This window comes from Aequorivita sp. IT1282 (assembly GCF_058068205.1).
This window is the reverse complement of record NZ_JBYRHR010000002.1, coordinates 412,067-435,261: the sequence shown is the minus strand read 5'-3', so window position 1 is coordinate 435,261 and position 23,195 is coordinate 412,067. Positions and strand designations below refer to the sequence as shown.

The following is a 23,195-nucleotide window of genomic DNA, read 5'->3' as shown; positions in this document are numbered from 1 at the left end:
TATTTCTCAATATTTTATAAAAACCTCTCGACTGCGCTCGAGGGGACAAATCTTTAAATCCAGTTTTTTGGCTTTCTTAATACTTCAACCAATTTCTCTTCCTCGCTTCCAGGCTCGGGATGATGGTCGTATTTCCACTGGACATGTGGTGGCAAACTCATTAAAATACTTTCGATTCGTCCATTGGTTCTCAATCCGAAAAGCGTCCCTTTATCGTGTACCAAGTTGAATTCAACGTAACGACCACGGCGTATTTCCTGCCAATTTTTGTTTTCTTCGGTGTAAGAAAGATCTTTCCTTTTTTGAACAATTGGCAGGTAGCTTTCAATAAAACTATTACCCACTTCGGTTACAAAATTATACCAATTTTGCATTGTCATTGAATCTGTTTCTTTTAAATAATCAAAAAATAATCCTCCAATGCCTCGTTCTTCTTCGCGATGCGTGTTCCAAAAATATTCGTCACAACGCTTTTTATAGGTCTCATAAAACGCTGGATTGTGTTTGTCGCACGCGGATTTACAAACTTGGTGAAAATGTTTTGCGTCCTCTTCAAATAAATAATAGGGCGTTAAATCTTGTCCGCCGCCAAACCAACTATCTACAATGTTTCCTTCGGAATCGTACATTTCAAAATAGCGCCAGTTCGCATGAACTGTTGGCACCATTGGGTTTTTTGGGTGAAGCACCAAACTAAGGCCGCAAGCAAAGAAATCGGCATCTTTTACACCAAAATATTGCTGCATGCTTTCCGGCAGTTTTCCGAAAACTTCGCTGATGTTTACGCCGCCTTTTTCAAAAACGTTACCATTTTCAATTACACGCGTTTGACCGCCACCACCTTCTGGACGTTTCCAAAGGTCTTCTCTGAATTTTGCTTTTCCGTCAATTTCTTCCAAAGAGGAAGTGATTTCGTTTTGCAAATTTTTTATATATGTTACAAATTGTTCTTTCATTTTCATGCCCGCGAAGGCGGGTATCTTTTAATTCGAATCTAATTCGTTATTGATAATTTTTCGTTTTGATGTTTCCAAAACCTTTAAAGTCTCCGTGCTTGCCGCAGTAACCGATAATGGTAAAACCAAAATTATCCCAATCACAGGAATCAAAAGCATTAGCATAAAAATCATTCCGTTACCAATAGCCAAACCTTTATTCCTTTTCACAAACTGAATGCTTTCCGAATATTTATAATGCCGTTCCAGCGTGTAATCCATATTTCCGAAACCTGCATAATAGCTTTGTACCAAAAACAATAAAACCGAAGAAATAATGCCTATTACTGGTATAAAACCTATCAAAATTATCGGAATTGTTAGTAATAGTTCCATCACTAAATTCCGAACGTTTATCCGAACTCCGCGCCAAAGTTGTGATGCGTTTGAAGTCTTTCTGTGCACGTGGTTTATTCCAAAAAGATGCTTTTCAATTTTTTCTGAAACAGGACTCATAAACGGGGCGCTCAATGCCATAACAATATGACGGTAAAGAATAAGCCCCAAAACAATAATTATAAGCGCACCAATAAACTCGCTGATGGTTCTAAAAGTTTCTGCGCCCCATTCCCAAAACCAAATTTTTGAAATGAAAGCGCCAAGATTATCACTCAGCCCCCAAGCAGAAAAACCAATGGCAACCGCGGTGAAAAAACTGATGGCCATAGGCACCATAAAGTATTTCCAAAGCCCAAGTTCATTGATGAGCTTGAAAGTTCCTGTGTATGCCTTTATGCCTTTTAGTATGTTTTTAATCATATCCCATTCCCGCGATATCGGGAATCTTTTAATTGTTATTTTGCTATATATACAAGCTTCAATTCCACACTTCCAACTTCACCAACACTTTCAATTTTCACAGCTTCTGAAGCCTTTTGTTTTAAATATGAAATGGTTCCCACTTCATTTTCATCCTTTACATTTTCGTAAAGAAAGATTCCCACTTTATTATTGTGCAAATCCATTGCTCTTTCTAAAGCTTCGTTAGGTGAAAAATCTTCGTGCCAATCGGTAAATTTCTTTGCCCACTCTTTTGCCAATTCTTCGTTATTGCGCCATTTTAAACATCTTTTGATTATTAAAATTACCCAAAGCGCATGTCTAAAAGCGTTCGCTGGATTGCTTAAATGGTGTTTGCTGCCGTATTCTTTATAGGCAATATTCATACATTTCCGTGTTGCTAAAATAGTTGGAAACGCGTAAATAGGATTTTTCAGAAATAACCACAGCAACCCAAAAAGTTGCTTAAAATCCAGCCTCTTTAAAATCCGCCAAAGCATCTAATCTTGTTTGTATTCCTTAACCGCATCAATAAACGCACCTGCGTTTTCCAAGGGAATATTTGGCAAAATACCGTGACCTAAATTTACAATATATCGGTCTTTTCCAAATTCATCTATCATCTGTTTTACCATCTTTTTTATTTCTGATGGCGGACTAAATAGACGCGTGGGATCAAAATTTCCTTGAAGGGTAATTTTTCCGCCAGTTAAATAACGTGCGTTTTTAGGCGAACAAGTCCAATCTACACCTAATGCAGACGCACCACTCTTCGCCATTGTATCTAAAGCAAACCAGCATCCTTTTCCGAAAGCAATTACATGCGTTTCATCTTTTAAGGCATCAATAATTTGCTGCATATACTGCCAACTAAATTCTTGATAATCTGTTGGCGAAAGCATTCCGCCCCAACTGTCAAAAACTTGTACCGCATTTACGCCAGCTTTTACTTTTTCTTTTAAATATAAAATAGTGGTATCGGTAATTTTCTGAAGTAATTGGTGTGCGGCAACAGGTTGTGTAAAACAAAATTCCTTCGCTAAATCGAAGTTTTTACTTCCCTGACCTTGCACGCAATAACACAAAATAGTCCACGGACTTCCTGCAAAACCAATCAACGGTATTTCGTCATTCAGTTTTTCTTTGGTCATTTTTATGGCCTCCATTACGTAACCAAGAGTTTCGTCAATGTCTGGCACAATTACGCGATCCAAATCTTTTAATGTGCGAATTGGATCTGGTACCCAAGGACCAATCCCCGGTTTCATCTCCACGTGAATATTCATAGCCTGTGGAATTACCAATATATCGCTAAACAAAATTGCCGCATCCATTCCGTATCTACGGATTGGTTGCACGGTAATTTCACTTGCAAGTTCTGGTGTTTGGCAGCGGGTGAAAAAGTCGTATTTCGCTTTTATTTCTTGAAATTCTGGCAAATATCTTCCAGCTTGGCGCATCATCCAAACGGGTGGTCGTTCCACGGTTTCACCGCGGAGGGCTTTTAAGAATAAATCGTTTTTAATCATAAGTTCTCGTTCCAAACCTGACAGGTTTTTAAAACCTGTCAGGTTTATTAATTTACATTATTCAATATTTTAACCGTTTTGGCAATTACGCTTTCCACGGTTGTGGTATTTGCAATTTGTACGTTGATTGTATATTTTTTTGCTTCCTCGGCAGTTGTGGTGCCTATGCAAATTGCTGCGCTCGTAATAATTTTGTTTTCTGAAAAAAAGCTTCGCACGCCGCTCGGGCTGTAAAACAAAACCGCATCGAAGGGTCTTTCAAATTTTTTCGGATTTAAGCTAGTTCTATAAACTACGATTTCCTTAAAAGAAATATTATTTTCTTTCAGTTTTGAAGGTATTTCATCGCTGCGAATATTTCCGCAGAAAAAATGAAACGTATCATTTTTATGATTTTCCACCAAATACTCCGATAATTCTGAAGCATATTCGGTCATTTTAATCACGTTTAGGCCATTTTCTTCCAAAAGAGATTTTGTTTTTTCGCCCACGCAATAGCAATTCTGAATTTTGGATTTTGAATTCTGAATGGATAAAACAGCATTTTGACTGGTGAAAATGGCGTTTTTAACATTTTCGGGAACTTTAAATGGCTCGAAATCAATTTTTATGGCATTATAATCCAATAAGGAAACAGCAGCATTTATCAACAATTCTCTTTGAGAAGGACTCAATTTTTTAGTTGAAAGAACGCTTTTCATTTAAAGTGAAATTAGTTGCTGATCTGCGATTTAATTTGCGCCATCAATTCACTCCCGCCCCTTTTTAGAATTTGCAAGGCACAATCCTTCCCGAAACCTTTGTAATTTGAAGTTAAAACTGTCTTTTCAATTTCTAGTTTTGTCTGCCCATCTAAAGAGAAAAGACATCCTTTAAAGAGGATCTCATCGCCTATTATTTCGGCGAAAGCGCCAATAGGTGCAGAGCATCCGCCTTCTAAGGTTCTCAAGAATTCACGCTCAATATGGGTGCAAATTTCGGCAGTAAAAATATTTAATTTTAAAGTGGCTTCTTTGCAGAAATCATCATTTTCTAAAGCTACAATTACCATTGCGCCCTGTGCTGGCGCTGGAAGCATCCAGTTTAAAATAGTTGCTTTACCTTCAAAATCGGAGCTTTTAATATACTCCCCGTCTATAAAACCTAAGCGTTCCATTCCGGCTTTTGCAAAAATTGCTCCAGCCCAGTCATTATCTTTTAACTTCTGTAGTCGCGTGTTAACGTTTCCGCGTAAATCCACAACTTTATGATTTGGATATCTATGAAGCCATTGCGCCTGTCGTCTTAAGCTACCCGTGGCAATAGTGTTTGGCATTTCATAATCCATTTCTTCGCTGCTGCTTACTAAAATATCTTCTGAAGAAGCGCGTTCCAAAACTGCCGTTTGTACAATTCCATTTGGCAATTGCGTAGGCACATCTTTCATGCTGTGAACAGCTATGTCTACTGTGCCATTGATCATTGCCACATCTAAGGTTTTGGTGAAAATACCAGTGATGCCCATTTCATATAAGGGCGTATCTAGCACTAAATCGCCAACAGATTTTACGGGCACGAGTTGCGTGTTATACCCTAAATCTTCAAGTTTTGATTTTACAGTGTTAGCTTGCCAAAGTGCAAGTTGACTATCGCGAGTACCAATTCTAATTGTTCTTTTCAAGATTAGGCTGTTTGAAGTTGGAAAACTCTTCTTATGAGTTCTATACTTTCGGCGGAACCTTCTTCGCCCTTTAAGTGATTAGCGAAGTGAGTAGTAATTTTTTGAATAAGGCGGTCGCTAATTATTTCGGCTTGCTCCTCATTAAAACCATCAATTTTTTTACGTTGATAGTCTATTTCACCTGCTTTAATTTCAACAAGTTTATTCTTTAATGCATTTATGGTTGGCGCATATTTTCTGTGATCTGCCCATTGGTTGAATTCCTTTTCAATTTCAGCAATAATTTTTTTCGCTAAAGGCAATTGCGCCGCACGTTGTTCTAACGTTTGGTCTGTTACCGCAGAAAGATGATCCATATGTACTAATGTCACCAATTCATTCTCCAAAACATCTTCAGAAACGTTTTTAGGAATTGAAAGATCTATAATTAGCAATGGTCTTTTTAGATACAGTAATTCTTTTGAAATAGTAGGTTGCTGCGCTCCAGTTGCTACTATTAGCACATCAGATTGTGCAATTTCACTTTGAATATCGGCGTAGTCTTTAACGATTAAGTTAAATTTACCCGCAACTTTTTCAGCCTTTTCTTTGGTGCGGTTTATTAAAGTAATATGGTCGTTTTTAGTGTGCTTAATTAAATTTTCGCAAGTATTTCTGCCAATTTTCCCAGTTCCGAAAAGCAAGATATTTTTTTCAGAAATGTAAGGCACACGAGCCATAATGTATTGTACGGCAGCAAAACTCACCGAAGTTGCACCCGAAGAAATTCCAGTTTCATTTTTTATTCGCTTGCTAGCCTGAATAACCGCATTTGCAAGTCTCTCCATAAATGGATTGATAATATCGTGCTTTTTAGATTCGCGAAAAGCATTTCGCAACTGACTAATAATTTCAAAATCGCCTAAAATCTGACTGTCAAGTCCGGTGCCTACAGTAAAAAGATGCGACACAGCGTCGTGGTTTTTATAAATATAAGCTACTTTTTCAAACTCTTCAACGGTGCCGTTGGTGTGTTCGCAAAGTAATTTTATAAGTTGGTATGGATGCTGTGCAAAACCGTATAATTCTGTACGGTTGCAAGTGGAAATTACAGATAGGGTTGGAATTCCATCTGCCTTAGCTTGCAATAATATTTTTTCTTTTGCTATATCATTAATACTGAAATGACCACGAATTTCAGCATCGGCCTTTTTGTAGTTGAGCCCGATGGCATAAAAATTACCTTCGAGTGATTCCCCAGAATATGACTTCAAGTTATTTTTCATCAACAATATATTTGAGAAATGAGAATGCTTTTCAGACGTTCTAATTCGGAATGCAATGTCTAAAACACTCCTTTTGGTTAATTTATAATTTATTGGTTGACATTATATTTAAAAACTGAGCAAATGTAAGCGCATTGTTTTTTAAAAAATAACGCCAGCGGTATCTTTTATGTCGGTGTTAGTTAAAAATGGTCGAAAACTGATATTTATCATACATATGCCCTAAATTCGCGGTTCCCGACCTACAAAAGTTATGTTTTATTTAGAACTATTCTAAATAAAATCAATTTAAATGCACTATGGAATTACATAAAAATGTCGCTCAAAGTTTTTACGAAGAAACCAAAATTGAACCAGGGTTTTTTATCTTAAAATTCAACAACGAAAGTGATGAAAATCAAACTTTTATGCGCGAGGTGAGCTCTACTTTCATTCAGTTTCACTTTTGTATAAAAGGAGCCGCATCCTTTCTTTTTAATGAAGGCAGTTACACGCTTCCAATTACTGAAGAAAACTCGCTACTACTCTATAATCCACAGCGCGATTTGCCCATGAACATTATGCTGGAAAAGCATTCTTGGGTGATTTCTGTTTTGCTTCCTATCAATAAATTTCACAGTCTTTTTTCTACTGAAGCAAATTATATTACTTTTTTAAGTGAAGAAAACAAAGACCGGAAATATTATAAAGATGGTCGCATTTCGCCATCTATGGCAATTGTGCTCAACCAATTGATGAATTACAACCTGCATCCAACAATAAAACCACTGTATTTTAAAGCGAAAGCCTACGAATTACTGAGTTTGTATTTCAACCGGCCCGCAGATGCAGATGTGGAACAATGTCCGTTTTTAGCAGACGAAGACAATGTGGTTAAAATAAAAAAGGCAAAAGAAATAATGATTGCGAGAATGGCAGAACCACCCACGCTGCAAGAATTAGCAGACGAAATAAACTTGCCTATAAACCGCCTAAAAGAAGGTTTTAAACAAATTTATGGCGATTCCGTTTTCAGTTTTTTATTCGATTATAAAATGGAAGTGGCGCGCCAACTTTTAGCAACAGGATCGCACAATGTAAACGAAGTGGGATTAAAAGTGGGCTATAGCACCTCGAGCCATTTTATTGCTGCATTTAAAAAGAGGTTTGGCACTACGCCCAAAAAGTTTTTGATGGGGTTGAATGCATAGTATTTACAAAGTACTACCAATTACTCATGTCTCATCTTTAGCGTATTTTTACATTTCCAACTCCATTCATGACACCCGAAACTGAAATTATATCCATCATTTTTAAAGACCTTACCTTCACCCCCGAAGAAAGCCAGCTTTTAGCGCGCACTTTTAAAAAATTACAACTTCCCAAACACAGCCTTCTTTTAGAAGCAGGACAGCAGGTTTATGATCAATATTTTGTGGTTAGTGGATGTATGCGTACATATTATATAGATCCAGAAGGAAAAGAACACACCGTGCAATTCGCGATTGCAGATTGGTGGATTAGCGATTATACCGCCTTCTTTAACAGCAGCACTGCCGTAATGCATATTGAGTGCATTCAAGATGCAACTCTATTCAAAATTTCAAAACAAGACATGGAAATGCTTTATGATGCCATGCCGCATCTTGAATCCTACTTCCGTAAAAAGATGGAGCGCGCCTTCGCTTCTTTTCAAAAAAGAATTATTTCCAACTTAGCGCAATCTGCCTCCGAGCGTTATTTAAATTTCATTCACACCTACCCCAACATTGAGCAAAACGTTAAAAACTACCATATTGCTTCCTATCTGGGCATAACAACTCAAAGTCTTAGCCGTATTCGTAAAGAACTGGTTCAAGGGTAGTTTATTACCATAGGTCAATTTTTTTGTGGTTTATACAGCGTAACTTTGTTTCAATTAAAAAAGGCATTGCAAAAGCAGCATGTTATACGCTGCACTACTAGAAAAATTGCACGCTAAACTATTCAGTATGAAACAAAAATTGATATTTCTAACGGTGATAATCGCCGCTTTGGTTGCTTCTTGTGGAAACTCACAAGAAAACAAACCTACAGATGAAGAAACAAAAACATTAAAAGAAGAAAAGATGAAAAAGGTATTATTTGTATTAACAAGCCATTCAGAATTAGGAAACACGGGTGAAAAAACAGGATTTTGGATAGAAGAATTTGCTGCACCTTATTACTTATTAAAGGATAAAGGTGTTGAAATTACTATTGCTTCGCCTAAAGGAGGGCAACCACCGATAGATCCAAATAGTGAAACAGAAGATGCACAAACACCAGCAACTGAACGTTATAATAATGACAAAGAAACTCAAAAAATTCTTGCCAATACCGTAAAGTTAGAAACGGTTGATCAAGCAGATTTCGACGCAGTTTTCTACCCAGGAGGTCACGGTCCGTTGTGGGATTTAGCAGAAGACAAAAACTCCATTGCACTTATTGAATCTTTCTATAAAAATAACAAGCCAGTTGCAGCAGTTTGTCACGCTCCAGCAGTGTTTAAAAACACAAAAAATACAGATGGTACTCCATTAGTAAAAGGCAAAAAAGTTACAGGTTTCACTAATAGTGAAGAAGAAGCCGTGCAACTAACAGATGTTGTTCCATTTTTAGTAGAAGATATGCTGAAAGAAAATGGCGGTATTTATTCTAAAGGTGATGATTGGGCAGTGTACGCCGTAGAAGATGGTCTATTAATTACTGGTCAAAACCCAGCTTCTTCTGAACTGGTTGCCGAAAAATTATTAGAAAAATTAAATAACCAACAATAGAAAATTCACTTATGAATTTAATAGAAGATTTAAAGTGGCGTTACGCCGCAAAGAAGATGAATGGCAAAACCATTCCGCAAGATAAATTAGATTATATATTGGAAGCTGCACGATTAGCTCCTTCCTCCTCTGGGCTTCAGCCTTATAAAATATTTGTAATCACAAACAAAGACCTTCTGCAGAAAATTAAACCTGTGGCTTGGGATCAAAGTCAGATTTTGGATGCTTCGCACGTATTGGTGTTTGCAGCTTGGGACGGGTATACTTTAGACAGAATAGAATCTGTTTTCGAATACACTTTGGAACAACGCGGCTTACCTCCAGAAACAATGGATGCTTACAAGGAAAAACTTTGGGGCTTGTATGAACCATTAAGTGATGACTGGCATGCAAATCACGCTGCAAAACAGGCTTACATTTCTTTCGCGATGGCAATTGCAGCAGCAGCCGAGCAAAAAGTAGATGCAACGCCGATGGAAGGATTTACTCCCGAAGCAGTAGATGAATTATTAGGCTTAAAAGAACAAGGATTGAAAAGTGCTTTAATTTTAACTCTGGGCTATCGCGATGAAGCGGAAGACTGGTTGGTAAATATGAAAAAAGTGCGCACTCCGAAAGCCGATTTTATTACAGAATTAAATTAGAGTTGAGTTAATAATTAGTTTAGGTTGAGTACGATTGAATTTTTGATTAGATACATTTTTAGTTAATAGATTTATTAGATTGTTCCTTCGTGAAACCCCCGCTTTTCCTTGAGAAAGAAAATGTTGGGGGTTTTGTTTGTTCTAGAAAATAATAGATTACAAAATATAAATTTTAACAATACGCTTATAGTTTTAAATACCGCTTCACCTTTTGAAGGTTCAACTTTAAAAGAGTAATTTTGTTTCTTTAAAATTTTGCCCTTATGAAAGGAGTACTCCTAGTAAATCTCGGCTCGCCAGACAGCACCGATCCTAAAGATGTTAAAAAATATTTAGATGAATTTTTGATGGACCCTCGGGTAATCGACGTGCCGTTTATGCTTCGTGCTTTTATCGTTCGCGGAATTATCTTAAATACGCGCCCTAAAAAATCTGCCGAAGCTTACCAAAAAATCTGGTGGGACGAAGGCTCGCCATTAATTGTACTTTCAGAAAGACTTCAGAAAAAAATTCAAGAAAAAACAACTGTACCCGTTGCTTTGGCAATGCGTTATGGCAGCATGACTCTTAAAAAAGGGTTGCAGGAATTGGTGGATCAAGGCGTAGATGAAGTGTTAACTATTCCATTGTATCCGCAGTTCGCAATGGCAACTACCGAAACTATTGATGTGAGAGTTGAAGAACTTAAAAATGAATTTTTTCCTCAGCTTAAAATTACTTCGCTTACCGCTTTTTACAACAAACCAGAATACATTGAAGTACTTTCCAAAAGTATTGGAGAAAAACTAGAAGGCCTGGACTACGAACATCTTTTGTTTAGTTATCACGGTGTTCCAGAAAGACACATTTATAAGCGCGACATTACAAAAAGTCATTGTAAAATTGACGGCAGCTGCTGTATCACGGAATCTCCGGCACACGAGTTTTGCTATCGCCATCAATGTTTAAAAACCACTGAATTAGTTGCAGCAAAGTTGAATTTACAAGCTGGAACCTACTCCACTTCCTTTCAATCGCGTTTAGGTTTTGACCCATGGTTAAAGCCGCCAACAGATAGAACTATTGAACGTATGGGATTAACCGGCGTTAAGAAAATGGCAATTGTAACCCCAGCTTTTGTAAGCGATTGCTTAGAAACTTTGGAAGAAATTGCGATGGAAGGTCAAGAAATTTTTCACGAAGCAGGCGGTAAAGATTTTACAGTAATCCCGTGTTTAAACGACCGCGATGACTGGGCACAAGTTGTAACTGGCTGGATAGATCAATGGCGCATCGTGGATGTAAAAACTGCAATTGCTTAATTATTAAGAATTATCTATTGTTATTTTTTATTAGGGTAAAATTTAATTTGAAAGAAATAGAAAATAATAATAAACAATGAATAATAAATCAGCGGCCCTCGGCACCGAACCCATCGGTAGCCTTTTGATAAAACAAGCTGTACCAGCTTCCATTGGTATTTTAGTGATGTCGCTGAATATTTTGGTGGACACCATTTTTGTGGGCAACTGGATTGGTTCCATCGCTATTGCCGCAATCAATGTGGTTTTGCCGGTTTCATTCTTTATTGCTGCGCTGGGAATGGCTATTGGTATTGGTGGTTCTTCTATGATTTCGCGAGCATTGGGTGCTGGTAATAAAGATCGCGCTTTAAAAACCTTCGGAAATCAAATTACTTTAACGCTGTTGCTTTCTACGGCAATGGTAGTTTTCGGTTTAATATTTATAAACGAACTTATTCCTGCCTTTGGTGGAAAGGGCGACATCTTTGAACCCGCAAAAATTTATTACCGTATTGTACTTTATGGAGTGCCACTTTTGGCACTTTGTATGATGGGCAACAATGTAATTCGCGCCGAAGGGAAACCAAAGTTCGCGATGATTGCCATGATTATTCCGTCGGTAGGGAACCTTATTTTAGATTACATTCTTATATATCATTTTGATATGGGAATGGCCGGCGCCGCTTGGGCTACGACTGTTTCTTACGGTCTGTGTTTTCTGTATGTGCTTTACTTCTTTTTAAGCGGTAAGTCTGAACTGCAAATACGACTGCCACATTTCGGACTCGATTTACCCATTTTAAAGGAAATGTCTGCCCTCGGTTTTGTAACCCTTGCCAGACAAGCTGTAGTGAGTGTTACTTATCTTTTAATGAATAATATTTTGTTCGATATTGGTGGAGAATCTTCCGTAGCATCTTATGGAATTATCGCCCGAATGTTGATGTTTGCACTCTTTCCTGTTTTAGGTGTTACCCAAGGATTTTTACCGATTGCAGGTTACAATTACGGCGCACACCAGTTTACTCGCGTTCGCGAAAGCATCAACAAAGCAATTCTATACGCAGGTGGTTTGGGACTTGTTATTTTTATTGTAATTATGAGTTTCCCCGAAGCCATTGTATCAATATTTACTAATGATCCCGCCATCCTTTCTGAAACACCCCATTATATGCGTTGGGTATTTGCAGCAACCCCGGTTATTGCAATTCAGTTAATTGGCTCGGCGTATTTTCAGGCTATTGGGAAAGCTGTTCCCGCGTTGCTGCTCACTTTAACGCGACAAGGATTTTTCTTTATTCCGTTAATTTTTATTCTTCCGTATTATTTTGGTGAATTGGGTGTTTGGATTTCTTTTCCGGCGGCCGATATTCTTTCAACCATTGTAACCGGTTATTTTTTGAATAAGGAAATTCGAAAGACGTTGGTATAACTTGCTATTTCTAGCATTTAAATTAACTTTCCTCTATTCATTTTTAGCAACAATCTTATATAGGATAAAATACTATATTTATCGATTCGTAAAAACCTTAAAAATAAATCATGAAAAAACAATTGATGAAATTTAGCCTTATTGCCTTCATAACTTTACTAGCCGTTGCTTGTAGTAGTGATGATGATTCTAGCGATAATAATGGTGCAGCAAACGGAGAATTGGTTGCAAAAGTTGATGGCAACGAATTTAAAGCTTCAACCCAAGTGGGCGCCACTCTTTATAATGGAACATTTAATATTACCGCAATAAAGCCTTCAACTGGAGAAACCATCGTGATATCCGTGTCTAATGCTGAAGAAGGTACTTTTGATTTGGGCCCAGATGGAAATGCCCAAAGTGGTGCTGTTTATATGATAGCTGGTGAAAACGCTTATGGTTCGGTTGCCGAAGGAGGAAGTGGAACAATCAATATTACCAATATAGATTTAGACAATGAAACCGTTAGTGGCACATTTAGTTTTAGAGCTATTCGCGATTCAGTAGATGGTAATGGTGTAATTATTACTGAAACTGTTGAAATCACTGATGGGGCATTCAATAATATTACACTTGCAACTACAATTGCTGGCGGCAACAGTACGCTTGTAGCAAAAGTTGACGGGAATGATTTGAATGCTGACAGTGTTACTGCCTTGGAAATTACTTTTGGAGGAGATACAAACATCGTTATATCTGCAAACAACAATACCACACATCAAAATCTTTCATTAAGTTTTTCAGACCAATTAACTGTCGGGACGTATAGTGCTGCTTCAGACTTTGTGGGTATGTATAACCCAAGTTTGGGAGGAGCAACAAACAATTATGCCGCAGAAACTGGCACTTTGACTATCACGGCCATCGACCTTAATGCAGGAACCGTTGAGGGTACATTCAGTTTTACTGCAAAACGTTTGGATCCAAATGACCCAGACGTTACGTATGAAATAACCGCTGGAAGTTTTTCTGCAGAAATTCAATAAAAAAATAACTGTCTATTTTTTAAAAAGCAATGGGACTTCCCATTGCTTTTTTATTTGCACGAAATCTGAAAAAACAGATACGGAAATCACTTGTCGAGTAAAGGTGAAATTTTAGTATATTTAATTACTAATCTTTCAGTTATGAAAAATGTTTTACTTCTCTTCACTATTGGTTTTTCAGTCCTGACTTCATTTGCCCAGCCTACTGGCATGTTGAATGAGACTTTCAATCTTAAATTTATTGAAACCGACGATCTTTATTTTACCCCAAATGGAGAATCCCCGAATCTAACCATTTATGATACTTCCGGCGATTATTATGTGGAAGCTAGTGGAATATTTAATATGTTGAATGCTGAAGCAAATTTTAACGGTAATTCATTGACACTACATTCCAGTGGCGTTACCCTACATGAATGCGTAGAACCTAATTGTTATTATGAAGACCTTTATTTCTATGAAATTTTAACCACTCCAACCCATGAACCCAAAACCTTCACATATAATTATAACGAGAGAAACGGTTATAAATACTTATCACTAAGGGATGCAGATTTTAATTGGGCATATTTTAGTACAGAACCAGCCCCAGTACCGGATGCAAGGTTATTTAAAACTTGGTATCTGTATATGACGGAAGCAGATTTAGGCGATCGGGTTTATTATAGTGGTCCTAATCCGCCACAATTTACCATAAACCCAGATTTTACCTATACGGGCATTGAAAGTTGTGCCTTAATAAGCGGGGATCTTATTTTGGGAAATGGGGAAGATTATGAGTTTAAATTACAATCTCAAAACTACCAACAAGATGAGAGCAATTGCCCACCGGGACCAGTGGAATATGCATTGTTTGATCTGATGTATAGAAATCCACCTATGGGTTGTACTTTATATACGGGCACCGATGGGGTAGAATATTTTGAGTATGAAACCTATGCAGGTTTTATTTCCTATTTCTCCAATCAATTATTATCGGTCAATGAAAATAGTTTGGCCAATTTGAAGATTTATCCAAATCCAGCCCAAAATAAATTGATTCTTCAATCGGCTACTAATGATTTCGAATCTTTTTCAATTTCAGATATTAACGGAAGAATAATAAATTCAACGAAAAATATGATTTCGAATGAAATAGACGTTTCAGCATTAAAAGCGGGAATGTATTTTATAACTATTACTTCTTCCGAAGGAAACATCACCAAAAAATTCATTAAAAAATAGTTCTTTTGTAAATCGAAAAGGAAAATGCCATGAAAACCGAAGACCTAAAAAAAGCGCTGATTTCAGAAATTGAAAATTGCCAAAACAACGATTTATTGTTGGAAGCATTGCTGCTTTTAGTGGGGCCACCACCTTCGCAATACGATAATTCAAAAGTAAATGAGGCTGACACTGGATACAAAACAGAATATACTTCTAATGTCCCCCAAGAGCATTATGATTTGCTGAAAGCTGAATTGGAAGATTTCTTAAAAGGAAATGCAACAGCGGTTTCTTGGGAAGAATTTAAAAAGGAATTGTTTGAAGAGTTATAAAATAGTACTGCTTCTTCGAGCAAGAAGAGAAATTTTGGAAGTCAAGAAATTTTACGAAGTCCGTAGAAAAGGTTTTGGAAGGCTTTTCTCCTTAGAATTGCAAAACGAAATAGAACGAATTAAGCAAAACCCATATTTGTTTAAAAAGAATAAAAATGGTTTTTATGAAATAGTAATGAAACGTTTTCCGCATCTGATAATTTATTCTTGCATTGAAGAATTAATAATTATTTCCTCTATTTTCCACACTAACCGAAATCCAAACCAGAAACCAAAATAAGTTTACCTTTACCATTTATGGAAGCATACTATCCCTATATAAAATCTCTTCATTTAATATTTGTAATCACATGGTTTGCCGGGCTTTTTTATATTGTCCGCCTTTTCGTCTATCAAATTGAAGCCTCCCAAAAACCTTCTCCCGACAAAGAAATTTTGGGCGCCCAACTTAAAATAATGGCTTCTCGTTTATGGAATATCATTACATGGCCAAGTATGATTTTGGCGCTTATTTTTGGAATTTGGCTGCTTGGCATGCGCACTTTTTTTCTTGCCGATGCTTGGATGCAAGTAAAACTGGTTTTCGTTGTGGTGTTAGTAATCTACCAATTTAAGTGTCACCAAATTTTTAAAGAACTTCAAAACGGTGTGGTGAAACATACATCAAACTATATGCGTCTTTTTAACGAAGTGCCCACTATCATTCTATTTGCCGTGGTTTTTTTAGTGATTCTAAAAGATGGAACAAACTGGATTTATGGAACAGTCGGAATTATCGTTTTTGCCATCTTACTGATGATGGGTTATAAAATCTATAAAAGAATTCGAGAGAAAAAAAATTCATAATTCTGAATTCAGAATTCAGAATTAAAGCGGTTTAATTATTGCTATCTTTCTTTCTTCAAAATCATGTAAATGTACTTTTACAAAAAATCACTTCGCACTCGTATATTTTTATCCCTGTTCCTTTTAGTTTTAGGAGCATCGGTGCTTATTGCTATTGTTACCGTTTATCAATATAAAGAAGAAGCGCAAGATTATCACCGCGATCGCTTGTTACGGAAAGAAGCCGCTATTCGCGAAAACATAAATTACATATTAAAAACAACGACATATCCAGTTGAAACGGAGCAAATACCGCTAATATTTAAGGATAAAATCTACGAAATAAAAGATATTCACGGTCTCGAAATTTTTCTTTACGATCTTAACGGTAATCTTTTAAAATCATCAAAACCTTCGTTTTTTAAGGAACCCGCTTCGCCAAAGATAAACGAGAACGCGCTTAGCGAACTTCAAAATTCGCCTACAAAAAGCTATATAAAAGAGTTTGAGGAAGATGGGCAAGAATACCAATCGTCTTACACTTACATTACGGATAGCTATTTTAAACCGTTGGCAATACTCAATTTGCCGTATATTGAAGATGACGGTTTTATTACCAAAGAACTTACCGAATACATGTATAGGCTTGGTATAGCTTACTTTTTTATGTTGCTAGTTGCAACCATAATGTCCTATTTTCTTTCAAAATACATTACTCGTTCGTTAAAGGAAATAAGCGATAAACTTTCTGAAACCCGTTTTGACACTCGCAATAAGAAAATCTACATTAGCGATACACCCCAAGAAATAGCTGTTTTGATAAATAGTTATAATCAGATGATAGACGAGCTCGAAAAAAGTGCCGCCCAACTTGCAGTCAGCGAGCGCGAAACAGCATGGCGCGAAATGGCAAAACAAGTGGCGCACGAAATTAAAAATCCATTGACGCCAATGCGACTTACGGTACAAAGTTTTCAACGAAAATTTGATTGTGCCGATGCCGATATCGATAATAAAATGGCGGAATATACAAGTACGCTGCTTCAGCAAATAGATACTTTAAGCTCTATTGCATCAGCATTTTCTACCTATGCAAAAATGCCGGCACAGCAGGATGAAACGCTAAATGTGGTTAAAATAAGCAAGCTGGCGCTAGATATTTTTAATGAAGATTATATTTATTTCTTTTCGGAAGAAGACACGATTCGCGCTCGTTTTGACAGAACGCAGTTAATTCGTGTGGTAACCAATTTGGTGAAAAATAGTATTCAATCTATTGAACAGAAAAACCCTACAGAACCAAGAATTGATGTAATCGTAAAAATTGAAAATACGATGATACATATTTCAGTTACCGATAATGGTATTGGGGTTCCCGAAGAAAATAGGACGAGTATTTTTGAACCGCAATTCACAACAAAAAATAGTGGAATGGGACTTGGTCTTGGAATGGTAAAAAATATTGTTGAAACTTACGGCGGCTCAATAACACTTGATTCATCAGAAGAAAAAACCACTTTTAAAGTTTCATTTCCTACAATACTTTAAGGTTTTTAGTAGCTTTGTGAAGTTACCACTCACGAAACGGCGAAGCATCAATTTCTTTGAACTTCATATAATATATTAGGTCTCGACTGCGCTCGACTTGACATATTATTCGAGTATTCGTGGTAAAAAGAGCACATAAAATATCAAAAAAAATACAAAATGAAATACGAAAATATACTTTCTGAAACAAACGGTGCAATTACTACAATTACCATTAACCGTCCCTCAAAACTAAACGCACTAAACCGCGATACAATCAAGGAATTGCGCGATGCATTTGAAGAAGCAGACGATTCTTCGAAAACAAAAGTGATTATCATTACCGGGAGCGGCGAAAAAGCTTTTGTTGCTGGCGCAGATATTAGCGAATTTGCAGATTTTTCGGAAGAAGAAGGTGCGAAACTAGCGGCAAAAGGACAAGAATTACTTTTCGATTTTGTAGCTCATCTTTCTACACCCGTTATTGCAGCTGTAAATGGTTTTGCGCTTGGTGGCGGATTGGAATTGGCAATGGCGGCTCACTTCCGTATTGCTTCCGATAACGCAAAAATGGGACTTCCCGAAGTTTCGCTAGGCGTTATTCCTGGTTACGGAGGCACTCAACGTTTACCCCAATTGGTAGGCAAAGGCCGCGCCATGGAAATGATTATGACCGCCGGAATGATAGATGCAAATCAAGCACTTCAGTATGGTTTAGTAAACCACGTTACAAAGCAAGAGGAACTTCTTGAATTTGCAGAAAAATTAGCAGGAAAAATCATGAAAAACTCTTCCGTTGCTATCGCTTCAGCAATAAAAGCCATCAATGCAAATTATGAAGATGGCGAAAACGGATTTAATATTGAGATTGAAGAATTTGGCAATTGCTTTGGTACTGAGGATTTTAAAGAAGGAACTCAGGCGTTTCTTCATAAAAGGAAGGCTGATTTCCCTGGGCGATAGAACTTTTTAGTTGGTAATCTGATTTGGTTTTGTACTTTGGCAATCTTTTAACCAAATCTAACCATCAATGAAAAAAATACTACTTCTTTTAATTTTTATAGGTTCATCTCTTACCTACGCCCAAGATATTTCAATAAAGGCAATTACAAGCGATATTTTTAAGGACGATAAGAAAAACACCACGCTCCTTTACTCCGAAAGCGATGGGCAGGGAGGCTTCATTACAATTCGTCAATACAGAGGTGGCATGCTTCAAATGCCAAAAGGGTACTATATTGACCATTATGACGCTAATTTAAATCAAGTAAAGGAAACGGAGCTTGAAATTGACAATAACGAAATAAAAGGTCTCATGATAAATAATGGGACTGTATTTATTTTAGAAACCTTGCACGATAAAAAGGCAGACACTTTTAATTTCAATATTCTTGAAAGTTCGCTGAGCAGTTTCGATTTTCAAAAAAGAACGCTTTTTTATTTGAGTGAAGACGAAGTGAAAAAATATTTTGGTATTGGTCTCAGCGTTTTTTTTATCAGTAATGGTTTCGACCAAATGGATTCCAATCCTTTTGGCGAAGTTACTTTTTCAGCGAAAAAGAATTTCTTTTGTGTGAATTTCGACATAAAAGATAAAGAAGCCCAAACACAGCGGCTGTATGTTTACGACAAAGATTTTAATCCGGTTTTTGATCGGGAATTTAAAAGAGATATAAAAGACAGGCTTTTTCAGTACGAAAATATAGACGTTGACGATGAAACGGGAAATATTTATTTACTGGGAAAAGTGTTTGAAAATAATTCTACCAGATCAAAAAAGAAAGGCAAGGCAAACTATAACTACGAACTTCACAAAATTACAGCTACAGATGAAAAAAGCGTGAGTTTTTCACCCGATGAAAACTTTATCGGCTCCCTATTCACCGTGCGTGGCAAAAATAGCATTAGCTGTGCGGGTTTTTATTCCGAAAAAAATGATCATCGCTACAAAGGAGTTTGTCGTTTTAATTTAGATCCTGAAACCCTTGCAATTACGAAGCAAAGTTATATGCCATTTTCTGAAGATTTTATTAAAGATAAATACGGGAAAGTAAAAGACAAGGAACTTAAAGACCTAAGCTTTAGAAGTGCATTTATTAACGATAAAGAAGATATCGTGCTGAACGCAGAGGAGTTTTACATCACCGTACATACGCATTCAAGTCCTAATGGAGGAATGAGTACTACTACAGTTTACCATTTTAATGATATTGTTTCCGTAAAAATGAGCCGCGATGGCGAGTTGTTGTGGGCACGAAACATCAATAAACGGCAATCAACCTCGGGTGCAGTAATTGAATATTTGTCGTTCACCTCTTCTGTAATCGGTGACGACACCTATCTTTTTATCAATTGTTCAGATAAAATAAGAAAGATTAGCAACGACCGTATCGAGTTTAAACAAGGCAATATGAAAAAAGCCAATCTGTACGCTATAAAAATTGATAAAGACGGAAATTACACCTTTAAGAATATTGTAGATTCGGATGATTCTGATGTTTCTTATTTCGTGAAACAGGGTATTCATACTGCCTTAGATGGTAGCGAAATGGTTTTTATAGGAAGAAAAAAATCTAAAAAGCAATTTCTGAAATTAAATATTCAGTAAAATAAATTCTTTGAATACTGTTTTTTACAAATACAGTCTGAGTATAAATATTAAAGCAAAAGAGCCTTTCGAGAATTCGAAGGGCTCTTTTATTTCTTGAAATGCCGAAAGCAATAACAAACTAATGATGGTGAAATTAGCTTTTTAATTCTAAATTGTTTCATTTAAAGCTCTTTAGCTTTCAGTAAGATTCTTAACTTTAGAGATTTCTATTCAGAAATTCTATTTTAAAAATTATGAAACAATACTTTCTATTATTTGCCGCTTTTTTATTGACTATTTCTTCAATAGCCCAAGAAAAAGCCGAGCCTTGGTTTAAAGATGGCGAAGCACAAATTGTTCCAGCTTTTGAAAATGCTTCAGACTGGATTCGTACAGATTTATGGGTTGAAACCACTTTTGACACTGATGGTGACAACAAGCCAGACCGCATGCACGTTGACGTTACCAGACCGAAACAAACCGAAACTGACGGTTTAAAACTTCCCGTTATTTATGAGTCTAGTCCATATTTTGCGGGGGTTGCACCAGAAACAGAAGGAGCATTTTACGATGTGCATCACGAATTAGGCGAACAAAGTAAGGAGATAGTTCATCCGTCTGTAACTAGACGCGAAGAACGGCCCATAATTTCTAACTCTCAGATTCATACTTGGGTGCCGCGTGGCTTTATAGTTGTTCATTCTTCTTCACCGGGAACGGGACTATCGCAGGGCTCTCCAACTGTAGGTGGCGATAACGAATCTTTAGCGCCAAAGGCAGTAATCGATTGGCTAAACGGCCGTGCAAAAGGCTACACTACACCCGACGGAAACGAAGAAGTTAAAGCATATTGGGCTACTGGAAAAGTAGGAATGACGGGTACTTCGTATAACGGTACAATTCCGTTGGCGGCCGCAACCACAGGTGTTGAAGGGCTTGAAGCAATTATTCCGATTGCACCAAATACTTCATATTATCACTATTATCGTTCCAATGGATTGGTGCGTTCGCCGGGCGGATATTTAGGCGAAGATGTTGATGTGCTATACGATTTTATCCACAGCGGCGACGAATCTAAACGAGCACACAACAATGCGAAATACCGCGATGACGAAATAATAAATGGCATTGATCGCGTAACAGGCGATTACAACGAGTTTTGGGCAGGACGTGATTATTTAAACGATATGAAACCAATGAAAGCCGCATTATTTATGGCGCACGGTTTTAACGATTGGAACGTAATGCCGGAACACAGTTATAGAATTTACAAAGCAGCCGAAGAAATGGGCCTTCCGGTAAAAATCTATTACCATCAAAGAGGTCACGGCGGACCACCACCGTTATCGATGATGAACAAATGGTTTACAAAATATCTTTTCGGAATTGACAACGGGATTGAAAATGGGCCAAAAGCTTGGATTGTACGCGAAGATGACGATAATGACAATCCAACCGCATACACCAATTACCCAAATCCGGAGGCTGAAAAAGTTTCGCTTCATCTAAATTCTACAGCCCCAAATGAAGGGGTTTTGGCTATCAAAAAGAAGAGTACAGTTCAACTACAAGCTATGTTGAGAGATGACTATCATTTTTCTGGAGATTCACTCGCGCAACTTCCAAATTCTATTCACAGATTATTATTTGTAACGCCCGTTTTAAAAGAAGATTTACATCTTTCAGGTCTTTCAAAACTGAATATAAAATTGGCGAGTAGCAAACCAGCCGCTAACCTCTCTGTTTGGATGGTTTCCTTGCCTTGGAACAAAGATCCAAACGCAAAAATAACAGATAATATTATCACTCGCGGTTGGGCAGACCCTCAGAATTATAAATCCATAACCGAGAGTGCTCCTTTAAAACCTAGGAAATTTTACGAAATGTCTTTCGACTTAATTCCCGACGATCAAGTAATACCAGCTGGGCAACAAATAGGTTTAATGATTTTTTCGAGCGATAATCAATTCACATTATTGCCAAAACCGGGAACTATTCTAACTGTTGATCTTGACGAAACCACAATTGAAATTCCAGTTGTTGGAGGTGAAAAGGCGTTTAAAAAAGCTATTGAATAATCAGGATTATTTCCAAATTAAAATGGATTATTTCCATTATATAATTAACTTTGAGGATTCAAAACCTTCAAAGTTTTTTTATGTCTGATAATGTTTTAAAAGGCCGTGGCGCACAGAAAAATGTACACAACCGTTTCTTCGAAAACAGCCACGAAGTTTTGGATGAATATTTAAATTTCTGTGAAGCTGAAGGTGAAGAAGCAGACAAAAACAAAACAAGCTACATTGAAGTTTTTCCGAAAACCTTTGTAAATAAAGTAAATAGCCCAGATGTTGGAATGGGCTATTCTGCAAATCCGTATCAAGGTTGCGAGCACGGCTGTGTGTATTGCTACGCCCGAAATAGCCACGAATATTGGGGTTATGGCGCAGGATTAGATTTTGAACGAAAGATCCTCTTCAAAAGAAATGCGCCACAACTTTTAAAAGAAAAAATAACGTCGAAGAATTGGGTAGGAGAAACTATCATTTTTTCTGGAAATACAGATTGTTACCAACCTTTGGAACGCAAAATGGAAATAACCCGAAAATGTTTGGAAGTAATGCTTAAGTGGAAGCACCCAACGGGCATCATTACAAAAAATTCACTGATACTTCGTGATCTGGATATTTTGAAAGAAATGGCGAAGTTGAATATTATTTCAGTCAACATTTCTATTACTTCCCTTTCCGAAGACACACGCAGATTGCTGGAGCCGCGAACAGCGAGCATTAAGCAACGTCTTAAAACTGTTGAAATTCTTTCAGAAAATGGCATTCCTGTTCGGGTGATGATGGCGCCAATTATTCCTTCGTTGAACAGCCACGAAATTCTTCCTTTGGTAAAAAAAGTGGCAGAACTTGGAGCGGTAGATGTAAGCTACGCCATTGTAAGATTAAACGGACAGATTGCAGAAATTTTTAAAGATTGGGCGCATAAAACTATCCCCGATAAAGCGGAGCGTATCTTAAACCAAATTGCGGAATGCCATGGTGGAAACCTCAACGATAGCAATTGGGGACGCCGGATGAAAGGCGAAGGTACTATTAGCGAGCAGGTAAAAAATACGATGGCAATTGCCAAGAAAAAGTATTTAAAAGATCGAAAAACCTTGCCGTTGGATACATCGCACTTTCTTCAGCTTAAAAATCCACAGATGAAATTGTTTTAATATTCTCTGTTATATATCTGCGGTTCCCCGCCTAATAGTGCTTGCTAAAAATAACGGCAGAACTATTTCAAACATTAATTTTTACCATGGGAAATA

The 23,195-nt window shown here is 37.2% G+C and carries 23 protein-coding genes; 16 read left to right on the top strand and 7 right to left on the bottom strand.

What is annotated here, in order from left to right:
• Window positions 1-53: 53 nt before the first annotated feature.
• The 7 genes from hemF to hemA are packed head-to-tail and all read right to left on the bottom strand — an operon-like array spanning window position 54 to window position 6,229.
• Complete coding sequence (gene hemF / locus AC3RVG_RS05875) at window positions 54-956, bottom strand: oxygen-dependent coproporphyrinogen oxidase (protein ID WP_489690507.1); 903 nt, start codon at window positions 954-956, stop codon at window positions 54-56.
• Window positions 957-983: 27 nt separating this feature from the next.
• The gene (locus tag AC3RVG_RS05870) at window positions 984-1,754 is read right to left on the bottom strand and encodes an EI24 domain-containing protein (RefSeq protein ID WP_489690506.1); all 771 of its coding nucleotides are present in this window, start codon (window positions 1,752-1,754) and stop codon (window positions 984-986) included.
• Between the two features lie 35 nt (window positions 1,755-1,789).
• Window positions 1,790-2,275 (bottom strand): DUF6973 domain-containing protein, encoded by a 486-nt coding sequence (locus AC3RVG_RS05865; RefSeq protein WP_489690505.1) that lies wholly within the window; start codon window positions 2,273-2,275, stop codon window positions 1,790-1,792.
• The gene (gene hemE / locus AC3RVG_RS05860) at window positions 2,276-3,304 is read right to left on the bottom strand and encodes a uroporphyrinogen decarboxylase (RefSeq protein ID WP_489690709.1); all 1,029 of its coding nucleotides are present in this window, start codon (window positions 3,302-3,304) and stop codon (window positions 2,276-2,278) included.
• Window positions 3,305-3,351: 47 nt separating this feature from the next.
• Window positions 3,352-4,005 (bottom strand): uroporphyrinogen-III synthase, encoded by a 654-nt coding sequence (locus tag AC3RVG_RS05855; protein WP_489690504.1) that lies wholly within the window; start codon window positions 4,003-4,005, stop codon window positions 3,352-3,354.
• Between the two features lie 11 nt (window positions 4,006-4,016).
• Window positions 4,017-4,964 carry a hydroxymethylbilane synthase gene (hemC, locus tag AC3RVG_RS05850; protein ID WP_489690503.1) on the bottom strand — a complete coding sequence of 316 codons (948 nt, stop codon included), beginning with the start codon at window positions 4,962-4,964 and terminating at the stop codon, window positions 4,017-4,019.
• Between the two features lie 2 nt (window positions 4,965-4,966).
• Window positions 4,967-6,229, bottom strand: a complete 1,263-nt coding sequence (gene hemA / locus AC3RVG_RS05845; protein ID WP_489690502.1) for a glutamyl-tRNA reductase — start codon at window positions 6,227-6,229, stop codon at window positions 4,967-4,969.
• 299 nt (window positions 6,230-6,528) lie between these two features.
• Here hemA and AC3RVG_RS05840 point away from each other — a divergent pair, with 299 nt between their 5' ends.
• From AC3RVG_RS05840 to AC3RVG_RS05765, 16 genes are all read left to right on the top strand, one after another.
• On the top strand, window positions 6,529-7,419 hold the full coding sequence (locus AC3RVG_RS05840; RefSeq protein ID WP_489690501.1) for an AraC family transcriptional regulator: 891 nt from the start codon (window positions 6,529-6,531) through the stop codon (window positions 7,417-7,419).
• Window positions 7,420-7,487: 68 nt separating this feature from the next.
• Entirely contained in the window at window positions 7,488-8,072 is a 585-nt protein-coding gene (locus AC3RVG_RS05835; RefSeq protein WP_489690500.1) for a Crp/Fnr family transcriptional regulator, read from the top strand.
• Window positions 8,073-8,199: 127 nt separating this feature from the next.
• Window positions 8,200-9,006, top strand: a complete 807-nt coding sequence (locus tag AC3RVG_RS05830) for a type 1 glutamine amidotransferase domain-containing protein (protein WP_489690499.1) — start codon at window positions 8,200-8,202, stop codon at window positions 9,004-9,006.
• An 11-nt stretch (window positions 9,007-9,017) separates the two neighbouring features.
• Entirely contained in the window at window positions 9,018-9,650 is a 633-nt protein-coding gene (locus AC3RVG_RS05825) for a nitroreductase family protein (protein ID WP_489690498.1), read from the top strand.
• 263 nt (window positions 9,651-9,913) lie between these two features.
• Window positions 9,914-10,951, top strand: coding sequence for a ferrochelatase (hemH, locus tag AC3RVG_RS05820; RefSeq protein WP_489690497.1), 1,038 nt, complete (start codon window positions 9,914-9,916; stop codon window positions 10,949-10,951).
• 76 nt (window positions 10,952-11,027) lie between these two features.
• Entirely contained in the window at window positions 11,028-12,365 is a 1,338-nt protein-coding gene (locus AC3RVG_RS05815) for an MATE family efflux transporter (RefSeq protein WP_489690496.1), read from the top strand.
• Between the two features lie 125 nt (window positions 12,366-12,490).
• On the top strand, window positions 12,491-13,390 hold the full coding sequence (locus tag AC3RVG_RS05810; protein ID WP_489690495.1) for a DUF6252 domain-containing protein: 900 nt from the start codon (window positions 12,491-12,493) through the stop codon (window positions 13,388-13,390).
• Window positions 13,391-13,531: 141 nt separating this feature from the next.
• Window positions 13,532-14,614: a T9SS type A sorting domain-containing protein gene (locus tag AC3RVG_RS05805; protein ID WP_489690494.1), complete on the top strand. Its 1,083-nt coding sequence runs from the start codon at window positions 13,532-13,534 to the stop codon at window positions 14,612-14,614.
• Window positions 14,615-14,643: 29 nt separating this feature from the next.
• Window positions 14,644-14,928 carry a hypothetical protein gene (locus AC3RVG_RS05800; protein ID WP_489690493.1) on the top strand — a complete coding sequence of 95 codons (285 nt, stop codon included), beginning with the start codon at window positions 14,644-14,646 and terminating at the stop codon, window positions 14,926-14,928.
• Window positions 14,873-15,208 carry a type II toxin-antitoxin system RelE/ParE family toxin gene (locus AC3RVG_RS05795; protein WP_489690492.1) on the top strand — a complete coding sequence of 112 codons (336 nt, stop codon included), beginning with the start codon at window positions 14,873-14,875 and terminating at the stop codon, window positions 15,206-15,208. The genes AC3RVG_RS05800 and AC3RVG_RS05795 overlap by 56 nt, the downstream gene beginning before the upstream one ends.
• Before the next feature lie 17 nt (window positions 15,209-15,225).
• Window positions 15,226-15,774: a CopD family protein gene (locus tag AC3RVG_RS05790; protein ID WP_489690491.1), complete on the top strand. Its 549-nt coding sequence runs from the start codon at window positions 15,226-15,228 to the stop codon at window positions 15,772-15,774.
• Between the two features lie 69 nt (window positions 15,775-15,843).
• The gene (locus tag AC3RVG_RS05785; protein ID WP_489690490.1) at window positions 15,844-17,301 is read left to right on the top strand and encodes a sensor histidine kinase; all 1,458 of its coding nucleotides are present in this window, start codon (window positions 15,844-15,846) and stop codon (window positions 17,299-17,301) included.
• 159 nt (window positions 17,302-17,460) lie between these two features.
• The gene (locus AC3RVG_RS05780) at window positions 17,461-18,243 is read left to right on the top strand and encodes an enoyl-CoA hydratase/isomerase family protein (RefSeq protein ID WP_489690489.1); all 783 of its coding nucleotides are present in this window, start codon (window positions 17,461-17,463) and stop codon (window positions 18,241-18,243) included.
• Between the two features lie 67 nt (window positions 18,244-18,310).
• Window positions 18,311-19,888, top strand: a complete 1,578-nt coding sequence (locus AC3RVG_RS05775) for a hypothetical protein (RefSeq protein WP_489690488.1) — start codon at window positions 18,311-18,313, stop codon at window positions 19,886-19,888.
• A gap of 236 nt (window positions 19,889-20,124) precedes the next feature.
• Window positions 20,125-21,948 (top strand): Xaa-Pro dipeptidyl-peptidase, encoded by a 1,824-nt coding sequence (locus AC3RVG_RS05770; RefSeq protein WP_489690487.1) that lies wholly within the window; start codon window positions 20,125-20,127, stop codon window positions 21,946-21,948.
• Between the two features lie 80 nt (window positions 21,949-22,028).
• Window positions 22,029-23,099, top strand: a complete 1,071-nt coding sequence (locus AC3RVG_RS05765) for a PA0069 family radical SAM protein (protein ID WP_489690486.1) — start codon at window positions 22,029-22,031, stop codon at window positions 23,097-23,099.
• The last annotated feature ends 96 nt before the right edge of the window (window positions 23,100-23,195 follow it).

Bases quoted from the DNA above. Each gene is read 5' to 3' on its own strand.
- AC3RVG_RS05805 (WP_489690494.1), top strand. From the start codon at position 13,532: ATGAAAAATGTTTTACTTCTCTTCACTATTGGTTTTTCAGTCCTGACT.
- AC3RVG_RS05870 (WP_489690506.1), bottom strand. From the start codon at position 1,754: ATGATTAAAAACATACTAAAAGGCATAAAGGCATACACAGGAACTTTC.
- AC3RVG_RS05795 (WP_489690492.1), top strand. From the start codon at position 14,873: ATGCAACAGCGGTTTCTTGGGAAGAATTTAAAAAGGAATTGTTTGAAG.
- hemF (WP_489690507.1), bottom strand. From the start codon at position 956: ATGAAAGAACAATTTGTAACATATATAAAAAATTTGCAAAACGAAATC.
- AC3RVG_RS05825 (WP_489690498.1), top strand. From the start codon at position 9,018: ATGAATTTAATAGAAGATTTAAAGTGGCGTTACGCCGCAAAGAAGATG.
- AC3RVG_RS05765 (WP_489690486.1), top strand. From the start codon at position 22,029: ATGTCTGATAATGTTTTAAAAGGCCGTGGCGCACAGAAAAATGTACAC.
- AC3RVG_RS05840 (WP_489690501.1), top strand. From the start codon at position 6,529: ATGGAATTACATAAAAATGTCGCTCAAAGTTTTTACGAAGAAACCAAA.
- AC3RVG_RS05815 (WP_489690496.1), top strand. From the start codon at position 11,028: ATGAATAATAAATCAGCGGCCCTCGGCACCGAACCCATCGGTAGCCTT.
- hemH (WP_489690497.1), top strand. From the start codon at position 9,914: ATGAAAGGAGTACTCCTAGTAAATCTCGGCTCGCCAGACAGCACCGAT.
- AC3RVG_RS05800 (WP_489690493.1), top strand. From the start codon at position 14,644: ATGAAAACCGAAGACCTAAAAAAAGCGCTGATTTCAGAAATTGAAAAT.
- AC3RVG_RS05780 (WP_489690489.1), top strand. From the start codon at position 17,461: ATGAAATACGAAAATATACTTTCTGAAACAAACGGTGCAATTACTACA.
- hemA (WP_489690502.1), bottom strand. From the start codon at position 6,229: ATGAAAAATAACTTGAAGTCATATTCTGGGGAATCACTCGAAGGTAAT.
- AC3RVG_RS05770 (WP_489690487.1), top strand. From the start codon at position 20,125: ATGAAACAATACTTTCTATTATTTGCCGCTTTTTTATTGACTATTTCT.
- AC3RVG_RS05775 (WP_489690488.1), top strand. From the start codon at position 18,311: ATGAAAAAAATACTACTTCTTTTAATTTTTATAGGTTCATCTCTTACC.
- AC3RVG_RS05865 (WP_489690505.1), bottom strand. From the start codon at position 2,275: ATGCTTTGGCGGATTTTAAAGAGGCTGGATTTTAAGCAACTTTTTGGG.
- hemE (WP_489690709.1), bottom strand. From the start codon at position 3,304: ATGATTAAAAACGATTTATTCTTAAAAGCCCTCCGCGGTGAAACCGTG.
- AC3RVG_RS05810 (WP_489690495.1), top strand. From the start codon at position 12,491: ATGAAATTTAGCCTTATTGCCTTCATAACTTTACTAGCCGTTGCTTGT.
- AC3RVG_RS05790 (WP_489690491.1), top strand. From the start codon at position 15,226: ATGGAAGCATACTATCCCTATATAAAATCTCTTCATTTAATATTTGTA.
- AC3RVG_RS05855 (WP_489690504.1), bottom strand. From the start codon at position 4,005: ATGAAAAGCGTTCTTTCAACTAAAAAATTGAGTCCTTCTCAAAGAGAA.
- AC3RVG_RS05835 (WP_489690500.1), top strand. From the start codon at position 7,488: ATGACACCCGAAACTGAAATTATATCCATCATTTTTAAAGACCTTACC.
- AC3RVG_RS05830 (WP_489690499.1), top strand. From the start codon at position 8,200: ATGAAACAAAAATTGATATTTCTAACGGTGATAATCGCCGCTTTGGTT.
- AC3RVG_RS05785 (WP_489690490.1), top strand. From the start codon at position 15,844: ATGTACTTTTACAAAAAATCACTTCGCACTCGTATATTTTTATCCCTG.